22 protein-coding genes are annotated in these 22,948 nt (G+C 70.1%); 16 read left to right on the top strand and 6 right to left on the bottom strand.

Annotated features, from left to right (window positions below; all coding sequences use genetic code 11):
- Positions 1–176: 176 nt before the first annotated feature.
- Positions 177–974: a HugZ family protein gene (locus MKK68_RS04440; protein ID WP_244028963.1), complete on the top strand. Its 798-nt coding sequence runs from the start codon at positions 177–179 to the stop codon at positions 972–974.
- A 59-nt stretch (positions 975–1,033) separates the two neighbouring features.
- On the opposite strand, the gene MKK68_RS04435 is transcribed toward MKK68_RS04440, so the two are convergent.
- Positions 1,034–1,297: a hypothetical protein gene (locus MKK68_RS04435; protein ID WP_147842983.1), complete on the bottom strand. Its 264-nt coding sequence runs from the start codon at positions 1,295–1,297 to the stop codon at positions 1,034–1,036.
- A gap of 271 nt (positions 1,298–1,568) precedes the next feature.
- Here MKK68_RS04435 and lepA point away from each other — a divergent pair, with 271 nt between their 5' ends.
- From lepA to eutC, 11 genes are all read left to right on the top strand, one after another.
- A complete protein-coding gene (lepA, locus tag MKK68_RS04430) occupies positions 1,569–3,374 on the top strand; it encodes a translation elongation factor 4 (RefSeq protein WP_147726221.1) in 1,806 nt (601 codons plus the stop codon).
- Between the two features lie 106 nt (positions 3,375–3,480).
- Positions 3,481–3,774, top strand: a complete 294-nt coding sequence (locus tag MKK68_RS04425; protein ID WP_243935878.1) for a nucleotidyltransferase family protein — start codon at positions 3,481–3,483, stop codon at positions 3,772–3,774.
- Entirely contained in the window at positions 3,774–4,121 is a 348-nt protein-coding gene (locus MKK68_RS04420; RefSeq protein ID WP_243935877.1) for a DUF86 domain-containing protein, read from the top strand. The genes MKK68_RS04425 and MKK68_RS04420 overlap by 1 nt, the downstream gene beginning before the upstream one ends.
- A 133-nt stretch (positions 4,122–4,254) precedes the next feature.
- Complete coding sequence (poxB, locus tag MKK68_RS04415) at positions 4,255–5,988, top strand: ubiquinone-dependent pyruvate dehydrogenase (RefSeq protein WP_147842985.1); 1,734 nt, start codon at positions 4,255–4,257, stop codon at positions 5,986–5,988.
- Between the two features lie 72 nt (positions 5,989–6,060).
- Entirely contained in the window at positions 6,061–7,080 is a 1,020-nt protein-coding gene (locus MKK68_RS04410) for an NADP-dependent oxidoreductase (RefSeq protein ID WP_147726218.1), read from the top strand.
- A gap of 62 nt (positions 7,081–7,142) precedes the next feature.
- Complete coding sequence (locus MKK68_RS04405; protein WP_147726217.1) at positions 7,143–7,886, top strand: (Fe-S)-binding protein; 744 nt, start codon at positions 7,143–7,145, stop codon at positions 7,884–7,886.
- On the top strand, positions 7,883–9,466 hold the full coding sequence (locus MKK68_RS04400) for a lactate utilization protein B (protein WP_147726216.1): 1,584 nt from the start codon (positions 7,883–7,885) through the stop codon (positions 9,464–9,466). The genes MKK68_RS04405 and MKK68_RS04400 overlap by 4 nt, the downstream gene beginning before the upstream one ends.
- Positions 9,463–10,077 carry a lactate utilization protein C gene (locus tag MKK68_RS04395; protein WP_187274757.1) on the top strand — a complete coding sequence of 205 codons (615 nt, stop codon included), beginning with the start codon at positions 9,463–9,465 and terminating at the stop codon, positions 10,075–10,077. The genes MKK68_RS04400 and MKK68_RS04395 overlap by 4 nt, the downstream gene beginning before the upstream one ends.
- An 85-nt stretch (positions 10,078–10,162) precedes the next feature.
- On the top strand, positions 10,163–11,023 hold the full coding sequence (locus tag MKK68_RS04390) for a transglutaminase-like domain-containing protein (RefSeq protein ID WP_243934399.1): 861 nt from the start codon (positions 10,163–10,165) through the stop codon (positions 11,021–11,023).
- 81 nt (positions 11,024–11,104) lie between these two features.
- Positions 11,105–12,487: an ethanolamine ammonia-lyase subunit EutB gene (locus MKK68_RS04385; RefSeq protein ID WP_147858919.1), complete on the top strand. Its 1,383-nt coding sequence runs from the start codon at positions 11,105–11,107 to the stop codon at positions 12,485–12,487.
- Positions 12,484–13,260, top strand: coding sequence for an ethanolamine ammonia-lyase subunit EutC (eutC, locus tag MKK68_RS04380; RefSeq protein WP_147726213.1), 777 nt, complete (start codon positions 12,484–12,486; stop codon positions 13,258–13,260). Before MKK68_RS04385 ends, eutC begins: the two co-directional genes overlap by 4 nt.
- A 10-nt stretch (positions 13,261–13,270) precedes the next feature.
- Here the strand turns inward: eutC and MKK68_RS04375 are convergent, their stop codons facing one another.
- Positions 13,271–13,798: a hypothetical protein gene (locus MKK68_RS04375; protein ID WP_147726212.1), complete on the bottom strand. Its 528-nt coding sequence runs from the start codon at positions 13,796–13,798 to the stop codon at positions 13,271–13,273.
- Positions 13,799–14,397: 599 nt separating this feature from the next.
- Here MKK68_RS04375 and ilvD point away from each other — a divergent pair.
- Both ilvD and MKK68_RS04365 read left to right on the top strand, forming a co-directional pair.
- Entirely contained in the window at positions 14,398–16,128 is a 1,731-nt protein-coding gene (ilvD, locus tag MKK68_RS04370) for a dihydroxy-acid dehydratase (protein ID WP_147726211.1), read from the top strand.
- Positions 16,115–17,011, top strand: a complete 897-nt coding sequence (locus tag MKK68_RS04365) for a tetratricopeptide repeat protein (RefSeq protein WP_244028961.1) — start codon at positions 16,115–16,117, stop codon at positions 17,009–17,011. Before ilvD ends, MKK68_RS04365 begins: the two co-directional genes overlap by 14 nt.
- A 147-nt stretch (positions 17,012–17,158) precedes the next feature.
- Here MKK68_RS04365 and MKK68_RS04360 read toward each other — a convergent pair whose 3' ends face one another.
- Positions 17,159–17,782 (bottom strand): glutathione S-transferase family protein, encoded by a 624-nt coding sequence (locus MKK68_RS04360; RefSeq protein ID WP_147726655.1) that lies wholly within the window; start codon positions 17,780–17,782, stop codon positions 17,159–17,161.
- Positions 17,783–17,984: 202 nt separating this feature from the next.
- Between MKK68_RS04360 and MKK68_RS04355 the strand changes: the two genes are divergently transcribed.
- A complete protein-coding gene (locus tag MKK68_RS04355; protein WP_244028959.1) occupies positions 17,985–19,157 on the top strand; it encodes a zinc-dependent alcohol dehydrogenase in 1,173 nt (390 codons plus the stop codon).
- Between the two features lie 63 nt (positions 19,158–19,220).
- Here MKK68_RS04355 and MKK68_RS04350 read toward each other — a convergent pair whose 3' ends face one another.
- Together MKK68_RS04350 and MKK68_RS04345 are read right to left on the bottom strand one after the other, a co-directional pair.
- Complete coding sequence (locus MKK68_RS04350) at positions 19,221–20,246, bottom strand: GNAT family N-acetyltransferase (RefSeq protein WP_147726659.1); 1,026 nt, start codon at positions 20,244–20,246, stop codon at positions 19,221–19,223.
- 151 nt (positions 20,247–20,397) lie between these two features.
- Positions 20,398–20,784 carry a DUF2780 domain-containing protein gene (locus MKK68_RS04345; RefSeq protein WP_147726661.1) on the bottom strand — a complete coding sequence of 129 codons (387 nt, stop codon included), beginning with the start codon at positions 20,782–20,784 and terminating at the stop codon, positions 20,398–20,400.
- Between the two features lie 137 nt (positions 20,785–20,921).
- On the opposite strand from MKK68_RS04345, the gene MKK68_RS04340 reads away from it, so the two are divergent.
- Positions 20,922–22,466: a helicase HerA-like domain-containing protein gene (locus MKK68_RS04340; RefSeq protein WP_147726663.1), complete on the top strand. Its 1,545-nt coding sequence runs from the start codon at positions 20,922–20,924 to the stop codon at positions 22,464–22,466.
- Between the two features lie 32 nt (positions 22,467–22,498).
- Here MKK68_RS04340 and MKK68_RS04335 read toward each other — a convergent pair.
- The coding region (locus MKK68_RS04335; protein ID WP_244028956.1) for a DUF2252 family protein at positions 22,499–22,948 on the bottom strand (450 nt) is incomplete at its 5' end.

Genomic DNA, 22,948 nt, shown 5'->3' with positions numbered 1-22,948 from the left:
CGCGGAAGGTCTGGTGCTTTAAGCCGAAGTTTCGAAAAAAGCGAGCGGCCATGGTAGCTTGGCCGTATCCGGGCGATGCGCCGCGTCCCCCCGGCCTCGTCGGCGGCCGCGATTTCGCCCTATGATGCGGCGGGCGCGGCGTTTTTCCGACGCCGCTTCGGGGAGCGACGGGCGCGATGGCAGAGACATCCGACAGCGTGGGCGGGGCCGAATCGAGCGGGCCGCGCGGGCCGGCGCGGCCGCTTCCGGCGGCGCAGGCCCCGTTCGACGCGATCGGCCTGTCGCGGCGCCTGCTGCGCAGCATCCGCTCCGGCGCGCTGGCGACCCTCGATGCCGACGGCACGCCGTTCGCCTCGCTGGTGACCATCGCCACCGACGTCGACGGCACGCCGCTGATGCTGCTGTCCCAGCTCTCGGCCCACACCCGCAACCTGCTCGCCGACCCGCGCTGCTCGCTGCTGTTCTCGGCCGGCGGCAAGGGCGATCCGCTCGCCCACCCGCGGCTGACCGTCGTCGGGCGGGGCCTGCGGACCGACGAGCCGCGCGCTCGGGCCCGCTTCCTTGCCCGGCACCCGAAGGCCGCGCTCTACGCCGACTTCCCCGATTTCGGGTTCTTCGCGATCGCGCCGACGGCGGGCCACCTCAACGGCGGCTTCGCCAAGGCGGCGACGCTGACGCGGGCCGAGCTGCTTCTGGATCTCGCCGGCGCGGAGGCGATCGTGGCCGGCGAGCGCGGCGCGATCGAGCACATGAACGCCGACCACGCCGACGCGCTGGCGCTCTACGCGGCCTCGGAGGGAACGGCCGCGTGGCGCCTCACCGGGCTCGACCCGGAGGGCATGGACCTGCTGGCCGGCGACCGGACCGCGCGGGTGACGTTCCCGGACACGGTCCGCGACATGGGCGCCTTGCGCAAGGTTCTCGTGGTCATGGCCGCCGAAGCGAGGGCGGCGGCCGAGACGCCGCGGCCCTGAAGCTGACGCATCCCCGCTCGGCCGGCATGCCGCGCGGGCCGACGACGGGGAAAGGGGCCTCAGACCTCTTCGGCGGCCGGCTTTTCCGTCTCGGCCTCGTCGCCGTCCGTCTCGGCGTCCTCGGTCTCGGCTTCGGCGGCCTCCGGCTCGGGCTGAGCTTCGGCGCCGGGCGAGGGCCGGGTGCGGCGGCGGCTCCAGCCGGGCGTCGCGCGCGGCGCGCCGCGGGTGACTTCCTCGTTGCCTTCCAGCACGCGCTTCACCCGCGCGTTGAAGTCCGACATCGAGATGCTGGGCGAGCGCCCGTTGGGGGGAGTGCGAGCCATTCGGGGGCCTTCCGCTTCGTAGCCCAAGGCACGGGATTGCGCGGAGGGAAGCTCTCTAGATAGGGCGGAACGTGCGGAAACCGAAGGGCCGAGGCGCGGAGCGCGGCGCTGAGCGGGTCTGCACGCCCTCTTTCGCCCCGCGACGACGCCCGCGCTTGGCGCTCTCCCCCGCGGCTGCTATCCCGCGGGCGACCGACACCGCCTCCTCACATCAGACGGCGCGCAGCGATGGCCCTTCGGCCGGCCGCACGCGCGCCGGAGATCCGCATCGATGACGACTACGCCGATCGACAACATCCGCAACTTCTCGATCGTCGCGCATATCGACCACGGCAAGTCGACGCTCGCCGACCGCCTGATCCAGACGACCGGCACCGTGGCGCTGCGCGACATGAGCGAGCAGATGCTCGACTCGATGGACATCGAGAAGGAGCGCGGCATCACCATCAAGGCGCAGACCGTGCGCTTGGAATACAAGGCCGAGGACGGGAAGAACTACGTCCTCAACCTGATGGACACGCCCGGCCACGTCGACTTCGCCTACGAGGTCTCGCGCTCGCTCGCCGCCTGCGAGGGCTCGCTGCTGGTGGTGGATGCGAGCCAGGGCGTCGAGGCGCAGACGCTGGCCAACGTCTACCAGGCGCTCGACGCCAACCACGAGATCGTCCCGGTCCTCAACAAGATCGACCTGCCGGCCGCCGAGCCCGAGCGCATTCGCGCGCAGATCGAGGAGGTGATCGGCATCGACGCCTCGGAAGCGGTCGCGATCTCGGCCAAGAGCGGCCTCAACATCGAGGCGGTGCTGGAGGCCATCGTCAAGCGCCTGCCGCCGCCCAAGGGCGACCGCGACGCGCCCCTCAAGGCGCTGCTGGTGGACAGCTGGTACGACGTCTACCTCGGCGTCGTCGTGCTGGTGCGCATCGTCGACGGCGTGCTCAAGAAGGGCATGAACATCCGCATGATGCGGGCCGACGCGGTGCACGGCGTCGACAAGATCGGCGTGTTCCGGCCGAAGATGGCCGACATCGGCGAGCTCGGGCCGGGCGAGGTCGGCTTCTTCACCGGCTCGATCAAGGAGGTCGCCGACACCCGCGTCGGCGACACGCTCACGGAGGACAAGCGCCCGTGCAAGGAGATGCTGCCGGGCTTCAAGGACGTGCAGTCGGTGGTGTTCTGCGGGCTGTTCCCCGTCGACGCGGCCGAGTTCGAGACCCTGCGCAGCGCCATGAGCAAGCTCCGGCTCAACGACGCGTCGTTCTCCTACGAGATGGAGACCTCCGCCGCGCTCGGCTTCGGCTTCCGCTGCGGCTTCCTCGGGCTCCTGCACCTCGAGATCATCCAGGAGCGCCTGGAGCGCGAGTTCAACCTCGACCTGATCTCGACCGCGCCCTCCGTCGTCTACCACCTTCAGATGACCGACGGCACGGTGAAGGAGCTGCACAACCCGGCCGACATGCCCGACGTGATGAAGATCACGGCGATCGAGGAGCCGTGGATCCGCGCCACCATCCTCACGCCGGACGACTACCTCGGCGGCGTGCTCAAGCTGTGCCAGGACCGGCGCGGCACGCAGGTCGACCTCAACTACGTGGGCAAGCGCGCCATGGTCGTCTACGACCTGCCGCTGAACGAGGTGGTGTTCGACTTCTACGACCGCCTCAAGTCGATCTCGAAGGGCTACGCGTCGTTCGACTACCACATCTCCGATTATCGCGAGGGCGACCTCGTCAAGATGTCGATCCTCGTCAACGCCGAGCCGGTCGACGCCCTCTCGATGCTGGTCCACCGCTCCCGCGCCGAGCATCGCGGCCGCGCCATGTGCGAGAAGCTGAAGGACCTGATCCCGCGCCACCTGTTCCAGATCCCGGTCCAGGCGGCGCTCGGCGGCAAGATCATCGCCCGCGAGACCATCAAGGCGCTGTCCAAGGACGTGACCGCCAAGTGCTACGGCGGCGACATCTCGCGCAAGCGCAAGCTTCTGGACAAGCAGAAGGAAGGCAAGAAGAAGATGCGCCAGTTCGGGCGCGTCGAGATCCCGCAGGAGGCGTTCATCGCCGCGCTGAAGATGGACGATTGAGCTTTTCGGCGCCCTGGGGTTCACTGGGCCGTGTGACGGAATCGGTGCGGCGCCCCACGCGCTGTACCGGCGGCGCGGCCTTCGTGCCGGGTGACGGTGATACGCGATGCAGCGCAGCGAAGTGATCGCCAGACTGACTGAGCGGGCGGGGCATCTTCAGGAGGCCGGCATACTCGCGCTCTACCTATTCGGCTCCGTCGCCCGTGACGAGGCCGGCCTCGACAGCGACGTCGACCTGTTCGTCGACCCGCAATACGAACGGTTCGGCTTCGTCGAATTGTTCAGGACGGAGGCCTACCTGACTCAAGCCCTCGGCTGCCGGGTCGACCTGACGACGCGGGAAGGGCTGCATCCGCAATTGCGGGCCGAGATCGAACGCGAGGCCATCCAGGTCCTGTGATGAAGCGGTCGGCGATTGCGCGCCTCACGGACATCCTGACGATGATCGACGCGGCGGCGGACATCGTCGCGGGACGAACGTTGGCCGATTATCGCATGGACTTGGTGATGCGCCTCGCCGTCGAACGATGTGTCGAGATCGTATCGGAAGCGAGCCGGCACGTGCCGCCGGATGCGAAGACACGCTTCCCGTCCGTACCGTGGTCCGAGATCGCAGCCGTCGGCAACAAGCTTCGGCACGAGTACAATCGCATCGACGACCTCATCCTTTGGAAGATCGCGACGGTGTCGCTTCCCGAGCTTCGCCCGATCATCGCGGCGATCCTGAGCGAGGCGTCGGCCGGCTGAGCGGCGCTGCGCGCGACGCCCGCCATCGGCGCGACGTCGTGGCGAACGCGGCATCCGTCACCGGCCCCGATCCACGAGCCGGAACCGCGCTGCACCGCAAAAGGTTCGCCCTCCGAAAACCGGAGCCGAACCGATGCGGATCACCACCGTCGCCGACCACGTCGTCGAGACCCTGCAGGAGGCCGGCGTCCGGCGCATCTACGGGGTCGTCGGCGACAGCCTGAACGCGATCACCGAGGCGATCCGGGCCCGCGGCGTGATCGCGTGGATCCACGTCCGCCACGAGGAATCCGGGGCCTTCGCGGCCGGCGCCGAGAGCCAGATCACCGGCGAACTCGCGGTCTGCGCCGGCTCGTGCGGCCCCGGCCACGTCCACCTCATCAACGGCCTCTACGATTGCCACCGCTCGCGCACGCCCGTCCTGGCGATCGTGGCGCACATCCCGTCGGCCGAGATCGGCTCGGGCTACTTCCAGGAGACGCACCCGACCGAGCTGTTCCGCGGCTGCAGCCACTACTGCGAGCAGGTCTCCGACCCCGCCCAGCTTCCCTACGTGCTGGAGAACGCGATGCGCGCCGCGATCGGGCAGCGCGGCGTCGCGGTCGTCGTCATCCCCGGCGACGTCGCGCTCAAGGACGCGCCGGCCCGCGCGGTCGCGACAAAGGCCGGCCTCGTGCCCCCGAAGCCCGTGGTGCGGCCGGCCGAGGCCGACCTGGACGCGCTCGCCGCGCTCCTCAACGGCGCGAAGAAGATCACGCTGCTCTGCGGGCGAGGCTGCGCGGGCGCGCATGCCGAGCTGCTGCAGCTGGCCGAGGCCCTGAAGAGCCCGATCGTCCACGCGCTCGGCGGCAAGGAATACGTCGAGTACGACAACCCCTACGACGTCGGCATGACCGGGCTGATCGGGTTCTCGTCCGGCTACGCGGCCATGCACGGCTGCGAGACCCTGCTGATGCTCGGCACCGGCTTTCCCTACAAGCAGTTCTACCCGGCCGACGCGAAGGTGGCGCAGGTGGACCTGCGCCCGGAGGAGCTCGGGCGCCGCTGCCGGCTCGACCTCGGCCTCGTCGGCGACGTCGGCGCCACGATCCAGGCGCTGCTGCCGAAGCTTGCGGTCAAGACCGACCGCGCCTGGCTCGACGGCAGCCTCAAGCACTACGCCAAGGCGCGCGCCGGCCTCGACGAGCTGGCGGAGGGCAAGCCCGGGCGCAAGCCGATCCACCCGCAGCACCTCACCCGTCTCTTAAGCGAGGCGGCCGCCGACGACGCGGTCTTCACCGCCGACGTCGGCACCCCGACGATCTGGGCGGCGCGCTACCTCAAGATGAACGGCCGGCGCCGCCTCATCGGCTCCTGGGTGCACGGCTCGATGGCCAACGCCATGGTGCAGGGCATCGGCGTCCAGGCCGCCTCGCCCCGGCGCGAGGTGATCGCGCTGTGCGGCGACGGCGGCTTCAGCATGCTGATGGGCGACTTCCTGACGCTGCGCCAGCATCGGCTGCCGCTGAAGGTGGTGGTGTTCAACAACGGCTCGCTCGGCTTCGTCGAGATGGAGATGAAGGCCGCGGGCTACCTCGAGACCGGCGTCGCGCTGGACAACCCCGACTTTGCCGCGATGTCGCGGGCGGCCGGCATCTTCGCGATCCGCGTCGAGGATCCGGGCGAACTGGAAGGCGCGATCCGCGAGTTCCTGGCCTTCGACGGCCCGTCGCTGCTCGACGTGGCGGTGGCGCGCAACGAGCTGTCGATCCCGCCCAAGATCGACGGGCAGCAGGTCAAGGGCTTCAGCCTCTACATGCTGCGCGCGGTGATGAGCGGACGCGGTGACGCGGTCCTCGACCTCGCCAAGACCAACCTGATTCGATAGACCGGATTGAAATCGTTCCAGGGCGCGCCGCGGCGCGCGCATGGCGCGTTCGAGACATACGGGAGGGCGCGCATGGCCCGGCAGCGGAACATCTGGCGCCTCGCGCGCCGCCCCGTCGGCACGATCGCCGAGGGCGACCTCGCCTACGGCTCGGAGGCGCTGCCCGAGCTGCAGCCCGGGCAGTTCCTGCTGCAGGTCCTGTACCTGTCACTCGATCCGACGAACCGGATCTGGATGAGCGACGCCGAACAGTACATGCCGCCGGTCGGCCTCGGCGAGCCGATGCGGGGCCTCGTCGCCGGCCGGGTGGTCGAGAGCCGGAAGGACGGGGTCGAGGTCGGCGCGCTCTATGCCGGGATGGGCGCCTGGGCCGACCACATGGTCACCGACGGCCAGGGCCTGCAGCCCCTCGCCCTGCCGCCGGGCGTGCCGCTCTCGGTGGGCTTCGGCGTGTTCGGCCTCGTCGGCCCGACGGCGTATTTTGGCCTGCTCGACATCGGCCGCCCCAAGGCCGGCGAGACCCTGGTGGTCTCGGCCGCCGCCGGCGGCGTCGGCCAGATCGTCGGGCAGATCGGCAAGATCAAGGGCTGCCGGGTGATCGGCATCGCCGGCGGCCCGGAGAAGTGCCGGTTCGTCGTCGACGAGCTCGGGTTCGACGCGGCGATCGACTACCGCAGCGAGGATGTCGGCGCCCGCCTCGACGCGCTGGCGCCCGACGGCGTCGACATCAACTTCGAGCAGGTCGGCGGGGCGGTCTCAGACGCGGTGTTCGCCCGGATGCGCCTGTTCGGGCGGATGCCGCTGTGCGGCCTGATCGCCTCCTACAACGACACCGCGGAGCGCCCGGGGCCGGCGGCGTCCGCGGCGTGGCGGCAGATGCTGATGCGCCGGCTCACGGTGCAGGGCTTCATCGTCACCGACTACGCCGCGCGCTGGGACGAGGCGGTGCAGGCGCTCGGCGGCTGGATGGCGGAAGGCCGGATCAAGACCCGGCAGGACGTCCGGCCGGGCCTCGAGCGGGCGCTCGAGCACCTCGACAGCCTCTACACCGGCGGCAACTTCGGCAAGCTGCTGGTCGAGGTCGGCGCCTGAGGGCGTCGGCGAGCGGCCGACGCGGACGGCCGGGGGAATCGGCCGAGGAAGATGGCAGGAACATGCGGATCGGACTGTTCGTCCCCTGTTACGTCGACGCCTTCGAGCCGGAGGTCGGCATCGCCACGCTCGAACTGCTGGAGCGACTCGGGCTCGACGTGGCGTACCCGTTCGACCAGACCTGCTGCGGCCAGCCGATGACCAACACCGGCTGCCACGCGGAGGCCGCCGCCACGGAAGCCCTGTTCGTCAAGAACTTCGCCCCGTTCGATTACGTCGTCGCGCCCTCGGGCAGCTGCGTGCACCAGGTCCGCGAGCACCTCACCGCGATCCCGCAGACGGAGGAGGTGGTCGGCGTGCGGCGCAAGACCTTCGAGCTGGTCGAGTTCCTGCACGACGTGCTGAAGATCGAGGAGTTCCCCTGGGCGTCGTTCCCGCACAAGGTCGCCTACCACTCGAACTGCAATGCCCTGCGCGGCATCCACCACGCCCGGCCCTCCGAGATCGTCGCGCCGCCCTACTCGAAGCCGCTCGACCTGCTCTCCAAGGTGAAGGGCATCGAGATCGTGTCGCTGACGCGGCCCGACGAGTGCTGCGGCTTCGGCGGCACCTTCTCGGTGTTCGAGCCGGCGGTCTCCGCCAAGATGGGCTACGACAAGGTGACCGATCAGGCGCGCGCCGGGGCGGCCTACGTCGTCTCGGCCGATTCCTCGTGCATGATGCATCAGAAGGGCTGCGCCGAGCGCCTCGGCGTGCCGCTGAAGTACATCCACATCGCGCAGGTCCTCAACGGAGCCGCCGCATGAGCATCGAAGATCTCACGCCCCGCGAGACCGGCGGCATGATCCATCCCGAGGTCCGCGCGCCCGTCGACGAGAGCGAGCGCCACCAGGACGGCGGCCGCCTCCAGCACGCCGAGGCGGCCTCGAAGCCGATCGCCGCGCCGAAGACGCGCGAGCCGCAGCCGCGCGGGGCCAAGATCCGCGGCAACCGGCCGATCGACCAGGGCGAGGCCGCCGAGCGCTTCCTCGCCGCGCCGCTGCATCAGGCGGCGCACGACGAGCGCCTGTGGGACCTGCGCAAGAAGCGCGACGTCTCGGCCCACGGCATCCCCGAATGGGAGGAGCTTCGCGAGATCGCCTCGAGCATCAAGGCGCACACGCTGAGCCGCCTCGATACCTATCTCGAGCAGTTCGAGGCGGCGGCGAAGGCCAACGGCGTCCACGTCCACTGGGCCGCGGACGGGGCCGACCACAACCGCATCGTGCTCGAGATCCTCCGCAGCCACGGCGCGAGGACGCTGGTGAAGTCGAAGTCGATGCTCACCGAGGAGTGCGGCTTCCGGCACCACATGGCGGCCAGCGGGATCGAGATCATCGAGACCGATCTCGGCGAGCGCATCCAGCAGCTCGACAACGAGGAGCCGAGCCACATCGTGGCGCCGGCCGTCCACAAGACCCGGATGGACGTCGCCGAGGTCTTCGCGAAGACGCTGGGCACCGACCCGGACAACGACGACGCACACTACCTCGCCGAGAGCCAGCGCGAGACCACGCGCCCATACATCCTCAACGCCGATGCCGGGATGACCGGCTGCAACTTCGCCATCGCCGAGACCGGCACGGTCGTCACCTGCACCAACGAGGGCAACGCCGACCTCTCCGGCAACGTGCCGCCGCTGCAGATCCACTCGATCGGCATCGAGAAGATCATTCCGCGCATCGAGGATCTCGGCGTCTTCATCCGCCTGCTGTCGCGCTCGGCGCTCGGCTCGCCGATCACCCAGTACACCTCGCATTTCCGCGGGCCGCGGCCGGGCACCGAGATGCACTACGTGTTGGTCGACAACGGCCGCTCCGAGCGCCTCGGCATGGAGGAGTTCTGGACCTCGCTGAAATGCATCCGCTGCGGCGCCTGCATGAACACCTGCCCGGTCTACCGCCGCTCGGGCGGGCTCTCCTACGGGGCGACCTATGCCGGGCCGATCGGCCTGATCATCGACCCGACCTTCAACAAGCGGAAATACTCGACGCTGCCGTTCTCCTCGACGATGAACGGCTCCTGCACCAACGTCTGCCCGGTGAAGATCAACATCCATGAGCAGATCTTCGCCTGGCGCAAGGTGCTGGCCGAGGAGCACCAGATCCCGCTCCTGAAGCAGGGCATGATGAAGGCGGCCGGCGCCGTGCTGAGCCGCCCGGCCGCCTACCGCGCGGCGATCGGCACGGCGGATTCGGCGCTGCGCGCGCTGCCGCGCTTCGCCGTCTACAACCCGCTCAACACCTGGGGGAAGAAGCGCGAGATGCCCGACGCCCCGAAGCAGAGCTTCCACGCCTGGTACAAGCAGAACCGCATGGCCGGCGCGGCGAAGAAGGACGTGTCGTGAGCGCCGGCACCCGCGCGGCGACGCTGGCCGCGATCCGCCGGAACCGGCCGGCCGGCGACCACCCGCTGCCGCAGGTCCCGGTCTTCGCCCCGCTGGTCGCCGACGACCACGTCGCGGCCTTCACCGAGGCACTGAAGCGCATGGGCGGGCGCGTGGTCGAGGCCGGCCCCGCCGGCGATCCGCTCGGCCACGTGCGCGAGCGCCTGGACGCGGCGAAGGTCGTCGCTTCCGCCGTGCCGGAACATGCCGGCAACCGCGACCTTTCCGCCGTCACCCGGCCGCAGGCGGTCGACGACGTCGACGTCGCGATCGTGCGCGCCCGCTTCGGCATCGCCGAGACCGGATCGGTGTTGTTCACCGAGGCCGAGCTGGTGGTGAACGCGGTGGCCTACCTCGCCCAGCACCTCGTGGTACTGCTCGACCCCGCCGACATCGTCGTCAACGTCCAGGCGGCCTACAAGCGGCCGGACTTCGCCGGGGCGGCCTACGCCGTCCTGCACACCGGCCCCTCCGCCACCGCCGACATCGAGGGCGTATTGATCCACGGGGCGCAGGGCGTGCGCTCGCTGACCGTCGTCCTGTTGCCGCGCGGCGACGTTCGGGCCGCCTGATCGATCGCGCCGTCGAGCTCGGGGAACCTCGGAACGGGCGTGCTCCTTGCTTGGGCTAGACCCTCGGCAACGCTACGGAGGCCCGATGCGCTACACTCTCGGCTGCAGCCTGTCCTACAACATCCTTTCGGACACGACCTTCATCTTCAACCTGGAGGTCGCGCGCCTGCGAAGCCTTGAGATTCTCAGCGAATCCCTCGTGCTGACGCCGAACCTGAAGCGCGACATCTACACGACGCCCGATCTGCTCAACCGTTACCTCGGCGTCAACGTGCCGATGGGCCAATTCGCGCTGGAATACAACGCCGAGGTCGAGCTCACCGTCCACCGGGCCGACCCGGCGACGATCAACGAGACGCCGATCTCGGCGCTGCCGCTCGACATCCTGCCGTTCCTGCTGCCGAGCCGCTTCGTCTCGTCCGATCGGCTGACGCCGTTCGCCCAGGCCGAGTTCGGCGCGCTGCCGAAGGGGCATCAACGGGTCAACCAGATCTGCAACTGGATCCACGACCACATGACCTACAAGCCGGGCACCAGCGACGGCGAGACCACCGCCGACGAGAGCCTGCTCAAGCGCGCGGGCGTGTGCCGCGACTTCGCGCATATCGGCACCGCCTTCTGCCGCGCGCTGGGCATCCCCGCCCGCTTCGTGTCCTGCTACGCGCACGGCCTGGTGCCGAGCGACTTCCACGCGGTGTTCGAGGCCTATCTCGACGGGCGCTGGTGGCTGTTCGACGCGACCCGCCAGGCCGATCTCGACGGCCTGGTGCGCATCGGCGTCGGCCGGGATGCCGCCGAGATCGCGTTCTCGACGCCCTACGGCAACATGCAGCCGGTCAACCAGCAGATCCGCATCACGCGCTCGGACGGCCTCGGCAGCCCGCCCCAGCGCACGGTCGACGCGATCTCAACGGAGGTGCCGGCGCCGCATGCGGGCGCGGCGTAGGGTTCGCCATCGAACACGGAGGGCATATGCTTCTCTTTCCCTCGCGGAGAGGGCCTGCCGCTGGTTCGATAAAGGACTCCCATGGCCTACCGCCACGTCGTCGGCCCGCGCAGCTGGGCGTTCGCCGACCTCGCCGAGCTGATGGCGAAGGCGACGCCGGTCCGCTCCGGCGACCGGCTCGCGGGGCTCGCCGCGGAATCGGCGGAGGAGGGGTCGGCCGCACGCTGGTGCCTCGCTGACGTGCCGCTGCGCGAGATCCTGGCCAAGCCCCTGATCGCCTACGAGGACGACGATGTCACCCGGCTGATCCTCGACGGCCACGATGCGGCGGCGTTCGCCGAGATCGCGCACCTCACCGTCGGCGACTTTCGCGAATTCCTGCTTGTCGCGACCAGCGAGACGCTTGCGCGGATCGCGCCCGGGATCACGCCGGAGATGGCGGCGGCGGTCTCGAAGATCTCGCGCAATCAGGACCTGATCCTGATCGCCCGGAAGTGCCGGGTGGTGACCCGGTTCCGCAACACCATCGGCCTGCCCGGCACGATGGCCGTGCGGCTGCAACCGAACCACCCGACCGACGATCCCGCCGGGATCACGGCGGCGATCCTCGACGGGTTGTCCTACGGCTGCGGCGACGCGGTGATCGGCATCAACCCGGCCTCGGACTCGGTGGCCGCGCTGGGCAAGCTCCTCCACCTCCTCGACGCGATCATCCAGCGCCATGCGATCCCGACGCAGGGCTGCGTGCTGACCCACGTCACCACCACCCTCGAGGCGATGAACCGTGGGCTGCCGGTCGACCTCGTGTTCCAGTCGATCGCCGGCACGCAGGGCGCCAATGCCGGGTTCGGCGTCACGCTGGCGATCCTGAAGGAGGCGCACGAGGCGATGCTGGCGCTGAAGCGCGGGACGGTCGGCGACAACGGCATGTACTTCGAGACCGGGCAGGGCTCGGCGCTGTCCGCGAACGCCCATCACGGCATCGACCAGCAGACGCTGGAGGCGCGGGCCTACGCGGTGGCGCGCCCGTTCCGGCCGCTTCTCGTCAACACCGTCGTCGGCTTCATCGGGCCGGAATACCTCTACGACGGCAAGGAGATCATCCGCGCCGGGCTCGAGGACCACTTCTGCGGCAAGCTGATGGGCGTCCCGCTCGGCGTGGACGTCTGCTACACCAACCACGCCGAGGCCGACCAGAACGACATGGACGTGCTGCTGACGCTGCTGGGGGCGGCCGGCTGCACCTACGTGATGGGCGTGCCCGGCGCCGACGACGTGATGCTGAACTACCAATCCACCTCGTTCCACGACTCCCTCTACGTCCGCGAGGTTCTGGGCCTCAAGCGCGCCCCCGAGTTCGAGGCGTGGCTGCACGCCCTCGGGATGACGGACGATCATGGCACGCTGCTGCCCGCCGAGCCGGGATCGCCGCTGCTCGCCGACGCCTCGGGGCTCGCCGCATGAGCGAGGACGCAAAGGTCTGGGCGCGGCTCGCCGGGCTGACGCCCGCCCGGATCGGCCTCGGGCGGGCCGGGAGCGGCTTGCCGACCCGCGAGGTCTTGCGCTTCGGCCTCGCCCACGCCCAGGCCCGCGACGCCGTGCACGCGCCGATGGATGCCGATGCGATCGCACGGGCGATCGCGGCGTTGGGTTTCGCGACGCTCCGGGTCGCCTCGCGGGCGGCCGACCGCGCGACCTACCTGCGCCGGCCCGACCTCGGGCGCGCCTTGGCGGAGGAGGGCCGCCAGGCCCTCGAGCAGGCCGCCGGCGATCCAATCGATCTCGCGATCGTCGTCGCCGACGGGTTGTCGGCCCGTGCCGTGCACGAGGGCGCGGCCGGTTTCCTTGCGGCCTTCAAGCCGCATGCCGACCGGGCCGGCTGGCGGCTCGCGCCGGTGGTCGTCGCAACGCAGGCCCGCGTCGCGCTCAGCGACGCCGTCGGCAGCGCCCTCAAGGCCCGCGCGGTGGCTGTGCTGATCGGCGAGCGTCCCGGCCTGTCCTCGCCCGACAGCCTCGGGATCTACCTCACCTTCGCGCCGCGCCCCGGCCGCTCGGACGCCGAGCGCAACTGCATCTCGAACGTCCGCCCCGCCGGGCTCTCGCACCCGCTCGCCGCGTTCAAGCTCGACTGGCTCCTGACCCAGGCCTTCGCCCGCGGGCTGACCGGCGTGTCCCTGAAGGACGAGAGCGACGCCGCGCTCGCCGCGGCTCAAGAAGCGAACATGATCGACGTGTAAGCGATACCCGTCAGGCGGTTGCATCCAGCAGGCAAAGGGCAAGATCCGCCGCTTCTGCGACTTCAGCGTTCTCGGAGGTCAATAAGGCCGCCAACGCGGCTTTCGCCGATCGGTACGTTTCCTCGTCGGCGCGATCGACGCGGCCAAGCTCGAAGAAGATCAGCGTTTCGGCACGCGCTTCGTACGATCCCTTCGCGATCAGCCGAGCGGCCAAGTCAAGCGGCAGGGTGCCGCCCAGCTCGCTGAGAGCGAACAGAAGCGTTCCCGCTTCTCCGGCGACCCGTTCGTCCCGCAAGGTCGTGACGATGGGCTCGGACATCTCCGCAAGACCGCAGTCCGCCAGCGCCAACGCAGCCGTATTCCGCACGCGGCGGGATCGTGTGGACTGCAGGATCTCCGCCACGTCCCTCAAGGCGTCGGGGGAGGGCGCGTGGCCCTTCAGGTCTTCGAGCGTGGCTACCAAGGCTTCCTCATCACCGGAGCCTGCGGCATCCGCGACGGAAGACTGCCGGGGCAGAACGAGCGTGTTTGAGACCATGCGTTACGACCGCTCCTTCGGCGGATGTGAACTGGCCCAGTCCGCGTAAGTATCCTCCGCCTCCCGCCGCGTCGTCAAATCGCCGAGCCCAGCCCTCGCTTTTTCGCGGTGCCACCATCGTCGAAACTCGTCGAACCGTGGTCGGCTTCGCAAGCCGAACCAGGGATCGCGGGTGAACATCCGCCCTCCGCGCAAGGGTCGTCTTTCGTCTTCGGCCATGGCTCGCACAGATGCGTCGTCAATGCGAGCATACGCAGTGCCGACCGCTCACGTGTCCAGAACGATCACCGGCCCGCACGTCTGAATATCTGGGCGCCGAGCAAGCCAAACGCGGCTGTGGCGGGGTCGCAACACCGCGAAAGCATCCCGGGTTTGCCCCGAGACCTGCCTTCAACCGCCGCGATCCCGCCATAAACCGGGACCACCTCAGCATCCGCGGTAAACGGCTTTTCCCCCAACCGGTTACCGCTCGGTTGCGAGCGATTCCAAGAGCGTGGTCGAGCCTCCTCGCGCAACGTCGGTCGACGCTGCGGGACGGTCGTTCGCACCCTGCCGGGGATCGGCCGATGCGTAGCGGACCCGGGGGTGCGGGACAGGTCATGGACGCGCCTACGAACGACAAGTCGAAGCTGCCGAGCCGCCACGTCACGGAGGGGGCCGACCGCGCGCCGCACCGCTCGTATCTCTATGCGATGGGCCTGACCAAGCAGCAGATCCACCAGCCGCTCGTCGGCGTGGCGTCGTGCTGGAACGAGGCCGCCCCGTGCAACATCTCGCTGATGCGCCAGGCGCAGGCGGTGAAGAAGGGCGTCGCGGCCGCCCACGGCACCCCGCGCGAGTTCTGCACCATCACCGTCACCGACGGCATCGCCATGGGGCACGCCGGCATGCGCGCCTCGCTGCCGTCGCGCGAGGTCATCGCCGATTCCGTCGAGCTGACCATGCGCGGCCACGCCTACGACGCCCTGGTCGGCCTCGCCGGCTGCGACAAGTCGCTGCCGGGCATGATGATGGCGATGGTGCGTCTCAACGTGCCGTCGATCTTCATCTACGGCGGCTCGATCCTGCCGGGCTCGTTCCGCGGCCGCCCGGTCACCGTGCAGGACCTGTTCGAGGCGGTCGGCAAGGTCGCCGTCGGCGACATGAGCCTCGACGACCTCGACGAGCTCGAGCAGGTCGCCTGCCCCTCGGCCGGCGCCTGCGGCGCGCAGTTCACCGCCAACACCATGGCCACCGTTTCCGAGGCGATCGGCCTTGCGCTGCCCTACTCGGCCGGCGCGCCGGCGCCTTACGAGATCCGCGACCAGTTCTGCGCCACCGCCGGCGAGAAGGTGATGGAGCTGCTGGCCAAGAACATCCGCCCGCGCGACATCGTCACCCGCAAGTCCCTGGAGAACGCCGCCGCCGCGGTGGCGGCCTCGGGCGGCTCGACCAACGCCGCGCTCCACCTGCCGGCGATCGCGCACGAGTGCGGGATCAAGTTCGACCTGTTCGACGTCGCCGAGATCTTCCGGCGCACGCCCTACGTCGCCGACCTGAAGCCGGGCGGCCGCTACGTCGCCAAGGACATGTTCGAGGTCGGCGGCATCCCGCTCCTGATCAAGACCCTGCTCGACCACGGCTTCATCCACGGCGACTGCATGACGGTGACCGGCCGCACCATCGCCGAGAACATGGAGCACGTCCGCTGGAACCCGGACCAGGACGTGGTCCGCTCGGCCGGCAGCCCGATCACCCCGACCGGCGGCGTCGTCGGCCTCAAGGGCAACCTCGCCACCGAGGGCGCGATCGTGAAGGTCGCCGGCATGCCGCTGGACAAGCAGGTCTTCACCGGCCCGGCGCGGGTGTTCGACGGCGAGGAGGCCTGCTTCGAGGCCGTCCAGAAGCGCACCTACAAGGAGGGCGAGGTCCTGGTGATCCGCTACGAGGGCCCGAAGGGCGGCCCCGGCATGCGCGAGATGCTGTCCACCACCGCCGCGCTCTACGGCCAGGGCATGGGCGACAAGGTCGCCCTCATCACCGACGGGCGCTTCTCCGGCGCCACCCGCGGCTTCTGCGTCGGCCATGTCGGGCCCGAGGCGGCGGTGGGCGGGCCGATCGGCCTGCTGCGCGACGGCGACATGATCACGCTCGACGCGATTAAGGGCACCCTCGACGTGGCGCTCTCCGACGCCGAGCTCGACGCGCGCCGCAAGGCGTGGACGCCGCGGACCAATTCCGCGACCTCCGGCTACCTCTGGAAGTACGCGCAGACCGTCGGACCCGCCGTGAACGGCGCCGTGACCCATCCGGGCGGCGCCGAGGAGATCCAGAGCTATGCGGACGTCTAGGACCGACCGCGACCGGCTGGACCGGGCCGATCCCCGTCGGTCCCGCGGCGGGCTGAACGTGCACCTGCGCGGCCTCGCGCTCGCCGCGACGGCGGTCGCGACCCTGCTCGCCGGCACGCCGGCGACGGAGGCGCTCGACGCCAGCGTCCGCACGCCCGTGCCGGAGAAGAGCTACCGCAGCGCCAAGGACGCGCTGCGGGCCGGCGTGCGCGAGTACAATGCCGGCGACAAGGAGGGCGCGGCTCGCGCGCTCGAATACGCCGCCGACCAGGGCCACGCGCTCGCCCTGTGGAAGCTCGGCCGGATGTATGCCGAGGGCGACGGCGTCCCGCACGACGACCTGAAGGCGTTCGAGTTCTTTTCGCGGATCGCCGATTCCGGCACCGACGACGGGCCCGACGCGCAGACCTCGGCGGTGACGGCGAGCGCCTTCACCGCGCTCGGCAGCTACTTCCTCGACGGGATCAAGGGCACCTACGTGCGCCCGAACCCCGAGCGGGCCTACGACATGTTCAACTACGCGGCGTCGTATTTCGGCGACCCGAACGCGCAGTACAACCTTGCCCGCCTCTACCTCGACGGCACCGGCGTCGAGGCCGACGCGCGTCAGGCCGCGCGCTGGTTCAACCTCGCCGCCGAGAAGGGCCACCACCCGGCCCAGGCGCTCTTGGGCGACATGCTGATGAACGGCATGGGCGGCGTGCCGGTGCAGCGCGCCCGCGGCCTGATGTGGCTCTCGCTGGCCCGCGAGGGCGTCGAGGGGCGCAAGGACGCGTGGATCGTCGCGCTCTACGAGAAGAACTGGGCGGCGGCCAGCGACGAGGACCGCGCCGAGGCGCAGGCCCAGGTGCAGACGGTGGGCTCGATCAAGCGCCGCCGCTGAACCCGGGCGGGCACGACGGCCCGGCCGGCGCGACGTCATATCCTGCGACGCGAATCGAACCTGGCACGGGTTCCTCCCTCCCCCGCCGAGGGGGGAGGGAGACGCGCTGAACCGAGTCCATCAGAAACGCGGTCTATCGGACGGCGCTCAGCCCTTGCGCGCGGCCATGGCCGTGACGAAGGACGGGCGCGCCAGGATGCCGTCGACGTAGGCCGCGAGCTTCGGCCAGCGGGCGGCGTCGATCTTCGCGTCCGCGAGGTGGAAGTTGTAGAAGCCGGTCGCGATCGCGATGTCGGCGATCGAGAAGGCGTCGCCGACCAGGAACGCGCCGTCGATCCGACCCTCGAGGTGGTCGAACAGCGGCGGCAGGTCGGTGTCGAGCGACTTGGCGACCGCGGCGTCGTCGCAGGGCTTGCCCATCATGTTGGGCTTCAGCACCCGCTCGCGGAACGCCACGACCAGCGGGCCGAACAGCTCCGTGTCGCCGAACTTGTCGTACCAGACCGCGCGGCCGAGCGCCTTCGCGTCGGCCGGCATCAGCGCCGGGTCCGGGTGCTTGCGCTCGAGGTACCACAGGATCGCGGAGGAATCGGCGAGCTTGAAGCCGTCGTCGTCGATCGCCGGGATCTTGCCGAGCGGGCTCGCCGCCTGGAACGCCGCATCGGGCGCGTGGAACATGCAGGGCACGTGCTCGTAGGGCACGCCCTTCTCAGCGAGCGCCACGAGGATCTTGCGGACGTAGGGCGAATAGCCGGTGCCGTAGACGATCATGCTGGTTCTGGACCCATCGGGTTTGCGGAGGGCGTCTCGTAGCACGGATCCCGTCGGCACGGCCGCGACCGGCCCCCCCGGATGCGGTCGGACCGCTGCGGCCATTCGACGGGCCATCGGAACTTGGCCGTACGATCGGGCACTTACCCGCACGAGCCCGCACCTCCGTGGGCCGCGATTCCGCCGTCACGAGAGGATTTCCATGAAAGCGCTGTGCTGGCACGGCAAGGGCGACATCCGCTGCGACACGGTCCCCGATCCGCGGATCGAGGATGCGCGCGACATCATCATCAAGGTGACGTCCTGCGCCATCTGCGGCTCGGACCTCCACCTGATGGACGGCCAGATGCCGACCATGGAGGCGGGCGACGTGCTCGGCCACGAGTTCATGGGCGAGGTCGTCGAGGTCGGGCAGGGCTTCACCAAGTTCAGGAAGGGCGACCGCGTGGTCGTGCCGTTCAACATCAATTGCGGCGAATGCCGCCAGTGCCGGCTCGGGAACTACTCCGTCTGCCAGCGCTCGAACCGCAACGCCGCCATGGCCGCCGCCCAGTTCGGCTACACCACCGCCGGCCTGTTCGGCTACTCGCACCTCACCGGCGGCTACGGCGGCGGGCAGGCCGAGTACGTGCGCGTGCCGATGGCCGACGTCGCGCCGATGCTGGCGCCCGAGGGCGTCGACGACGAGTCGCTGCTGTTCCTCACCGACATCCTGCCGACCGGATGGCAGGGCGCCGAGCATTGCGAGATCAAGGGCGGCGAGGTCATCGCGGTCTGGGGCGCGGGCCCGGTCGGCCTGTTCGCGATCCAGTCCGCCAAGATCATGGGCGCCGAGCGCATCATCGCGATCGACACGGTGCCCGAGCGCCTGGCGCTCGCCCGCACCTACGGCGCGACCGACATCATCGACTACGCGAAGGAAGACGTGTTCGAGCGGATCAAGGAGATCAGCAAGGGCGAGGGCGCCGACGGCGTCATCGACTGCGTCGGCATGGAGGCCAGCGCCGGCCATGGCGTCGCCAGCCTCGTCAACAAGATCCAGGAGAAGCTGACCTCGACCGAGCGGCCCTACGCCCTGATGGAGGCGATCAAGGCGGTGCGCCCCTGCGGCATCGTCTCGGTGCCCGGCGTCTACGGCGGCCCGATCCCGGTCAACATGGGCATGATCGTCCAGAAGGGCCTGACCATGAAGAGCGGGCAGACCCACGTGAAGCGCTACCTGGAGACGCTGACCAAGCTGATCCAGGAGGGGAAGATCGACATGACGTCGATGATCACCCACCGCTCCACCAACCTCGCCGACGGGCCGGACCTCTACAAGACGTTCCGGGACAAGAAGGACGGTTGCGTGAAGGTCGTGTTCCACCCGAACTGACCGACGGGGCGATGCTGGCGCGGTCCGGAACGGACCGTCGCCGGCGTCGCTCGCCGCGGGGGCTCACGCCGCCCGCGCGTTCGCCGTCGGCGCGAAGTGGCCGAGGTAGCGCGTGCCGATCGCCGTCACCGGCAGCACGACGAAGACGTCGGTGGTGCCGAACTGGCGGTCGATCACCGCCCCGTCGCCGAAGGTGGCGCCGACGCGGAGATAGCCCTTGATCAGCGGCGGCAGCGCCTGCAGGGCGGCCTTCGGGTCAATCGCCTCGCGGTCGAGCCGGTCCATCGGCACGTAGCGCTCGGGAAGCGCCCGGGCCCGCCAGCCGTCGGGCGCACGGGCATGGTGGTGCAGGAAGCTCAGGGGCAGCGCGAGGCGGGCGGGATCGGTGCCGTCGAGGCTGGCGCAGCCGATCAGCGCGTCGATGCGGTGGTGCAGCACGTAGGCGTAGATGCCGGCCCAGAGCAGCTCGACCGTGCGCTTGGTGCGATAGGGCTTCAGCACGCAGGAGCGGCCGAGCTCGAGCAGGCGCTTGCCGGGATGAGCCGCGAGCAGCGGCGCGATGTCGAACTCGGAGGCCGAGTAGAAGCCGAAATGGCGCTCGGCAGCCTCGCCGCGGAGCAGGCGATAGGTGCCGACCACCTTGGGCCGCGCCTTGCGGAACGGCTTCGCGTCGGTCGCGGCGTGATCGATCACCAGGAGGTGGTCGCAGACCGCATCGTAGGCGTCGACGTCGCGCCGCGACAGCATCGCCATGCCGCTGGGGATCGCCGACATCTCCTCGTAGAACACCTGGTAGCGCAGCCGCTGCGCCCGGCGGATCTCGGACTTGCGGGTGGCGAGGCACACCTCGAGGCTGCCGATGCGGCCGAGGCTCGGGCCCAGCTCGGGGAGGGGCTTGCCCGCACCCTTGGCCTTGAAGCGGATCGGCGTGGCGCCGGGCGGGGTCAGGCTGCGGCCACCGAAGCCGGGCAGGGTGCCGTCGGCCGACTTGCGCTTCAGCTTCGCGATGGGGGACTCGACGCTGTCCCAGCCGTTGGCCCGGATCGCGTCCCAAGCGGCGGAGGCCCCACGCGTAAACTTCGCGACCATGGTCGACGCCCATTCCGGGTCGGGAGCGCGCCCCCGCGGGGCGGCCGGCTCCAGGCCCTGGAACCGGACACAATCACGAAGGCCGCACGCTTTTATGACAGGCCCGCGCCGGCGCCCGTGAGCGTCCCGCGAGCCCGAAGGCCGTCCGGTCTCAGACGAACTGGCTGAGGCCGGGGACGGAGCCGACGATCGGCCCCATCACGTCCTCGCCGGCCTTCTCGCGGCCGTAGGCGAACAGCTCCTGGCCGAGCGGCTGCATCTGGCCCATCGGCACGCCGGCCGCCATCAACTTCTGGCCGAGCGCCATCACGCCGCCGCCCATCATGCCGCCGAGCATGCCCATGAGGCCGCCGCCGCCCTCGTCGGCGTTCGAGGTCGCGACCAGGGATTCGGCGCCCGGCATCGCCGCCATCAGCTGGCTCACCTCCGTGGCGGGGCCCTCCTTCTGGAGGAACGCCAGGATGTGCCCGATCGCGGTCTGCGCCGTCGCGGCATCGAGCCCGGTGCGGTTGGTCACGCGGGCGATGAGTTCTTCCATGATCGGCAGCTCCCGAGGGTGTTTCCTCGTCCTTCGGGCTTAGGGAAGCAGAAATCAAGCAAAACGGCCGCGCATCTGGCAAAGCCGGTCTTCGGCCGGCATAACCTTCACCGGTGGTGCGAAGGGGATTGGGCGTGATGGCGGGCGACGGCAGCATCCTCGTTGGAAAAAGCATCCCGAAGACCGGCGCGCCGAAGCCCGAGGTGCTGACGCTCAAGCTCGCCAACCGGCACGGGCTGGTGGCCGGCGCGACCGGCACCGGCAAGACCGTGACGCTGCAGGTGATGGCCGAGGGCTTCTCCAATGCCGGCGTCCCGGTCTTCGCGGCGGACGTGAAGGGCGACCTCTCGGGCCTGGCGGCGGCCGGGGAATCCAAGCCCGTCTTCGTCAAGCGCGCCGAGGAACTCGGCATCGCCTACGAGCCCGACCGCTTCCCGACCGTGTTCTGGGACCTGTTCGGCGAGCAGGGCCATCCGATCCGCTGCACCGTGACCGAGATGGGGCCGCTGCTGCTGGCGCGGCTGCTCGAGCTCAACGACACGCAGGAGGGCGTCCTCAACATCGCCTTCCGCGTCGCCGACGAGAACCAGTGGCCGGTGATCGACCTGAAGGACCTGCGCGCGCTGCTGGCCTTCTGCTCGGAGAACCTCAAGACGATCTCCGGCCAGTACGGCAACGTCTCGGCGGCGTCGGTCGGCGCGATCCAGCGCCAGCTCCTGATGCTCGAGAACCAGAACGCCGACCGGTTCTTCGGCGAGCCGGCCCTCAACCTCGAGGACTTCATGCGGACCGACCGCGACGGGCGCGGCGTCGTCAACATCCTGGCCGCCGACAAGCTGATGCAGCGGCCCCGGCTCTACGCCTCGTTCCTGCTGTGGATGCTCTCCGAGCTGTTCGAGCAGCTGCCCGAGGTGGGCGACCTGGACAAGCCGAAGCTGGTGTTCTTCTTCGACGAGGCGCACCTGCTGTTCAACGATGCGCCGAAGGCGCTGCTGGACGCGGTCGAGCAGGTGGTGCGGCTGATCCGCTCGAAGGGCGTCGGCGTCTACTTCGTGACGCAGAACCCCCTCGACGTGCCCGAGACGGTGCTGGGCCAGCTCGGCAACCGGGTCCAGCACGCGCTGCGCGCCTTCACTCCCCGCGACCAGCGTGCGGTGAAGGCCGCCGCGGAGACCTTTCGGCAGAATCCCGGCTTCGACGTCGCGGAGGCGATCACCCAGCTCGGCGTCGGCGAGGCCCTGGTCAGCTTCCTGGAGCCGAAGGGCACGCCCTCGGTGGTCGAGCGCGCCCTGATCGCGCCGCCCCAGGGGCGCGTCGGCCCGCTGACGCCGGCCGAGCGCGCCGACCTGATCGCCCGGAGCCCCCTGCGCGGCAAGTACGATGCGGCGATCGACAGCGAGAGCGCCTACGAGATGCTGGCCAAGCGCAAGAATCTCGACGCCGCCCCAGCGGAAGCGGCGCAGGCTTCGGAAGGCGGCCTCGGCGGGTTCCTCGGCGGCATCATGGGCAGCGTGTTCGGCACGCCCGCCGCCAAGGGTGGCGGCAAGGGGGGCCGCAAGGCGCCGCAGAGCCTTGCCGAGCAGGTCGTGTCGAACGCGGCGCGCTCCATGGCGCGAAGCGTCGGCACCCAGGTCGGCAACGCGATCCTGCGCAACGTGCTCGGCGGGCTGACGAAGCGGTAGCAGGGAGCGGGCGCGGCGCGGGCCGCGCCGGGTCACAGGCAGGGATCGGGTGCCGCCTCGAGCCGGCCCGCCTCGATCGCGGCAAGGAAGGCCTGGTAGTCCGCCGCGTTCCGGTCGCCGTAGGCGTGCGCCCAGTCGGCCAGCGCCTCGCGCAGGTCGGCGTGGCGGTCCTTGCCGCAATAGCCGGCGATGGCCGCCGCGTCGCCGGTGCGGGCATGCGCGCGGGCGAGCAGCGCGCCGTAGGCCCAGGAGAAGTACAGCAGCGGCTGCCCGGTCATGCAGGAGACCGGGATCTCGCCCTTCATGTTCTTCATCTGCCGCACGTAGAATGGGCGGTCGGTGATCGTGGTCCAGCCGAGCAGCGGGTCGCCGACGCCCTGGAGCAGGCGCTGGCCGTAGATCACCCGCTCGCCCTCGTGGCTGGCATAGGGCTCCGGCATGCCGGGCAGGTAGGGGGCGTGGGCCGGGCGCACCGCCTCCTT

It is taken from the genome of Methylobacterium sp. E-016, from assembly GCF_022829745.1.
In the GTDB taxonomy this organism is placed as follows: Bacteria; Pseudomonadota; Alphaproteobacteria; order Rhizobiales; family Beijerinckiaceae; genus Methylobacterium.
Note: the sequence above shows the minus strand (reverse complement) of the source record. Positions and strands in the feature narration are given on the sequence as shown.

What these genes read in the sequence shown, in the direction of transcription:
- MKK68_RS04440 (WP_244028963.1), top strand. Translation starts at nt 177, where the DNA reads ATGGCAGAGACATCCGACAGCGTGGGCGGGGCCGAATCGAGCGGGCCG.
- MKK68_RS04435 (WP_147842983.1), bottom strand. Translation starts at nt 1,297, where the DNA reads ATGGCTCGCACTCCCCCCAACGGGCGCTCGCCCAGCATCTCGATGTCG.
- lepA (WP_147726221.1), top strand. Translation starts at nt 1,569, where the DNA reads ATGACGACTACGCCGATCGACAACATCCGCAACTTCTCGATCGTCGCG.
- MKK68_RS04425 (WP_243935878.1), top strand. Translation starts at nt 3,481, where the DNA reads ATGCAGCGCAGCGAAGTGATCGCCAGACTGACTGAGCGGGCGGGGCAT.
- MKK68_RS04420 (WP_243935877.1), top strand. Translation starts at nt 3,774, where the DNA reads ATGAAGCGGTCGGCGATTGCGCGCCTCACGGACATCCTGACGATGATC.
- poxB (WP_147842985.1), top strand. Translation starts at nt 4,255, where the DNA reads ATGCGGATCACCACCGTCGCCGACCACGTCGTCGAGACCCTGCAGGAG.
- MKK68_RS04410 (WP_147726218.1), top strand. Translation starts at nt 6,061, where the DNA reads ATGGCCCGGCAGCGGAACATCTGGCGCCTCGCGCGCCGCCCCGTCGGC.
- MKK68_RS04405 (WP_147726217.1), top strand. Translation starts at nt 7,143, where the DNA reads ATGCGGATCGGACTGTTCGTCCCCTGTTACGTCGACGCCTTCGAGCCG.
- MKK68_RS04400 (WP_147726216.1), top strand. Translation starts at nt 7,883, where the DNA reads ATGAGCATCGAAGATCTCACGCCCCGCGAGACCGGCGGCATGATCCAT.
- MKK68_RS04390 (WP_243934399.1), top strand. Translation starts at nt 10,163, where the DNA reads ATGCGCTACACTCTCGGCTGCAGCCTGTCCTACAACATCCTTTCGGAC.
- MKK68_RS04385 (WP_147858919.1), top strand. Translation starts at nt 11,105, where the DNA reads ATGGCCTACCGCCACGTCGTCGGCCCGCGCAGCTGGGCGTTCGCCGAC.
- eutC (WP_147726213.1), top strand. Translation starts at nt 12,484, where the DNA reads ATGAGCGAGGACGCAAAGGTCTGGGCGCGGCTCGCCGGGCTGACGCCC.
- MKK68_RS04375 (WP_147726212.1), bottom strand. Translation starts at nt 13,798, where the DNA reads ATGGTCTCAAACACGCTCGTTCTGCCCCGGCAGTCTTCCGTCGCGGAT.
- ilvD (WP_147726211.1), top strand. Translation starts at nt 14,398, where the DNA reads ATGGACGCGCCTACGAACGACAAGTCGAAGCTGCCGAGCCGCCACGTC.
- MKK68_RS04365 (WP_244028961.1), top strand. Translation starts at nt 16,115, where the DNA reads ATGCGGACGTCTAGGACCGACCGCGACCGGCTGGACCGGGCCGATCCC.
- MKK68_RS04360 (WP_147726655.1), bottom strand. Translation starts at nt 17,782, where the DNA reads ATGATCGTCTACGGCACCGGCTATTCGCCCTACGTCCGCAAGATCCTC.
- MKK68_RS04355 (WP_244028959.1), top strand. Translation starts at nt 17,985, where the DNA reads ATGAAAGCGCTGTGCTGGCACGGCAAGGGCGACATCCGCTGCGACACG.
- MKK68_RS04350 (WP_147726659.1), bottom strand. Translation starts at nt 20,246, where the DNA reads ATGGTCGCGAAGTTTACGCGTGGGGCCTCCGCCGCTTGGGACGCGATC.
- MKK68_RS04345 (WP_147726661.1), bottom strand. Translation starts at nt 20,784, where the DNA reads ATGGAAGAACTCATCGCCCGCGTGACCAACCGCACCGGGCTCGATGCC.
- MKK68_RS04340 (WP_147726663.1), top strand. Translation starts at nt 20,922, where the DNA reads ATGGCGGGCGACGGCAGCATCCTCGTTGGAAAAAGCATCCCGAAGACC.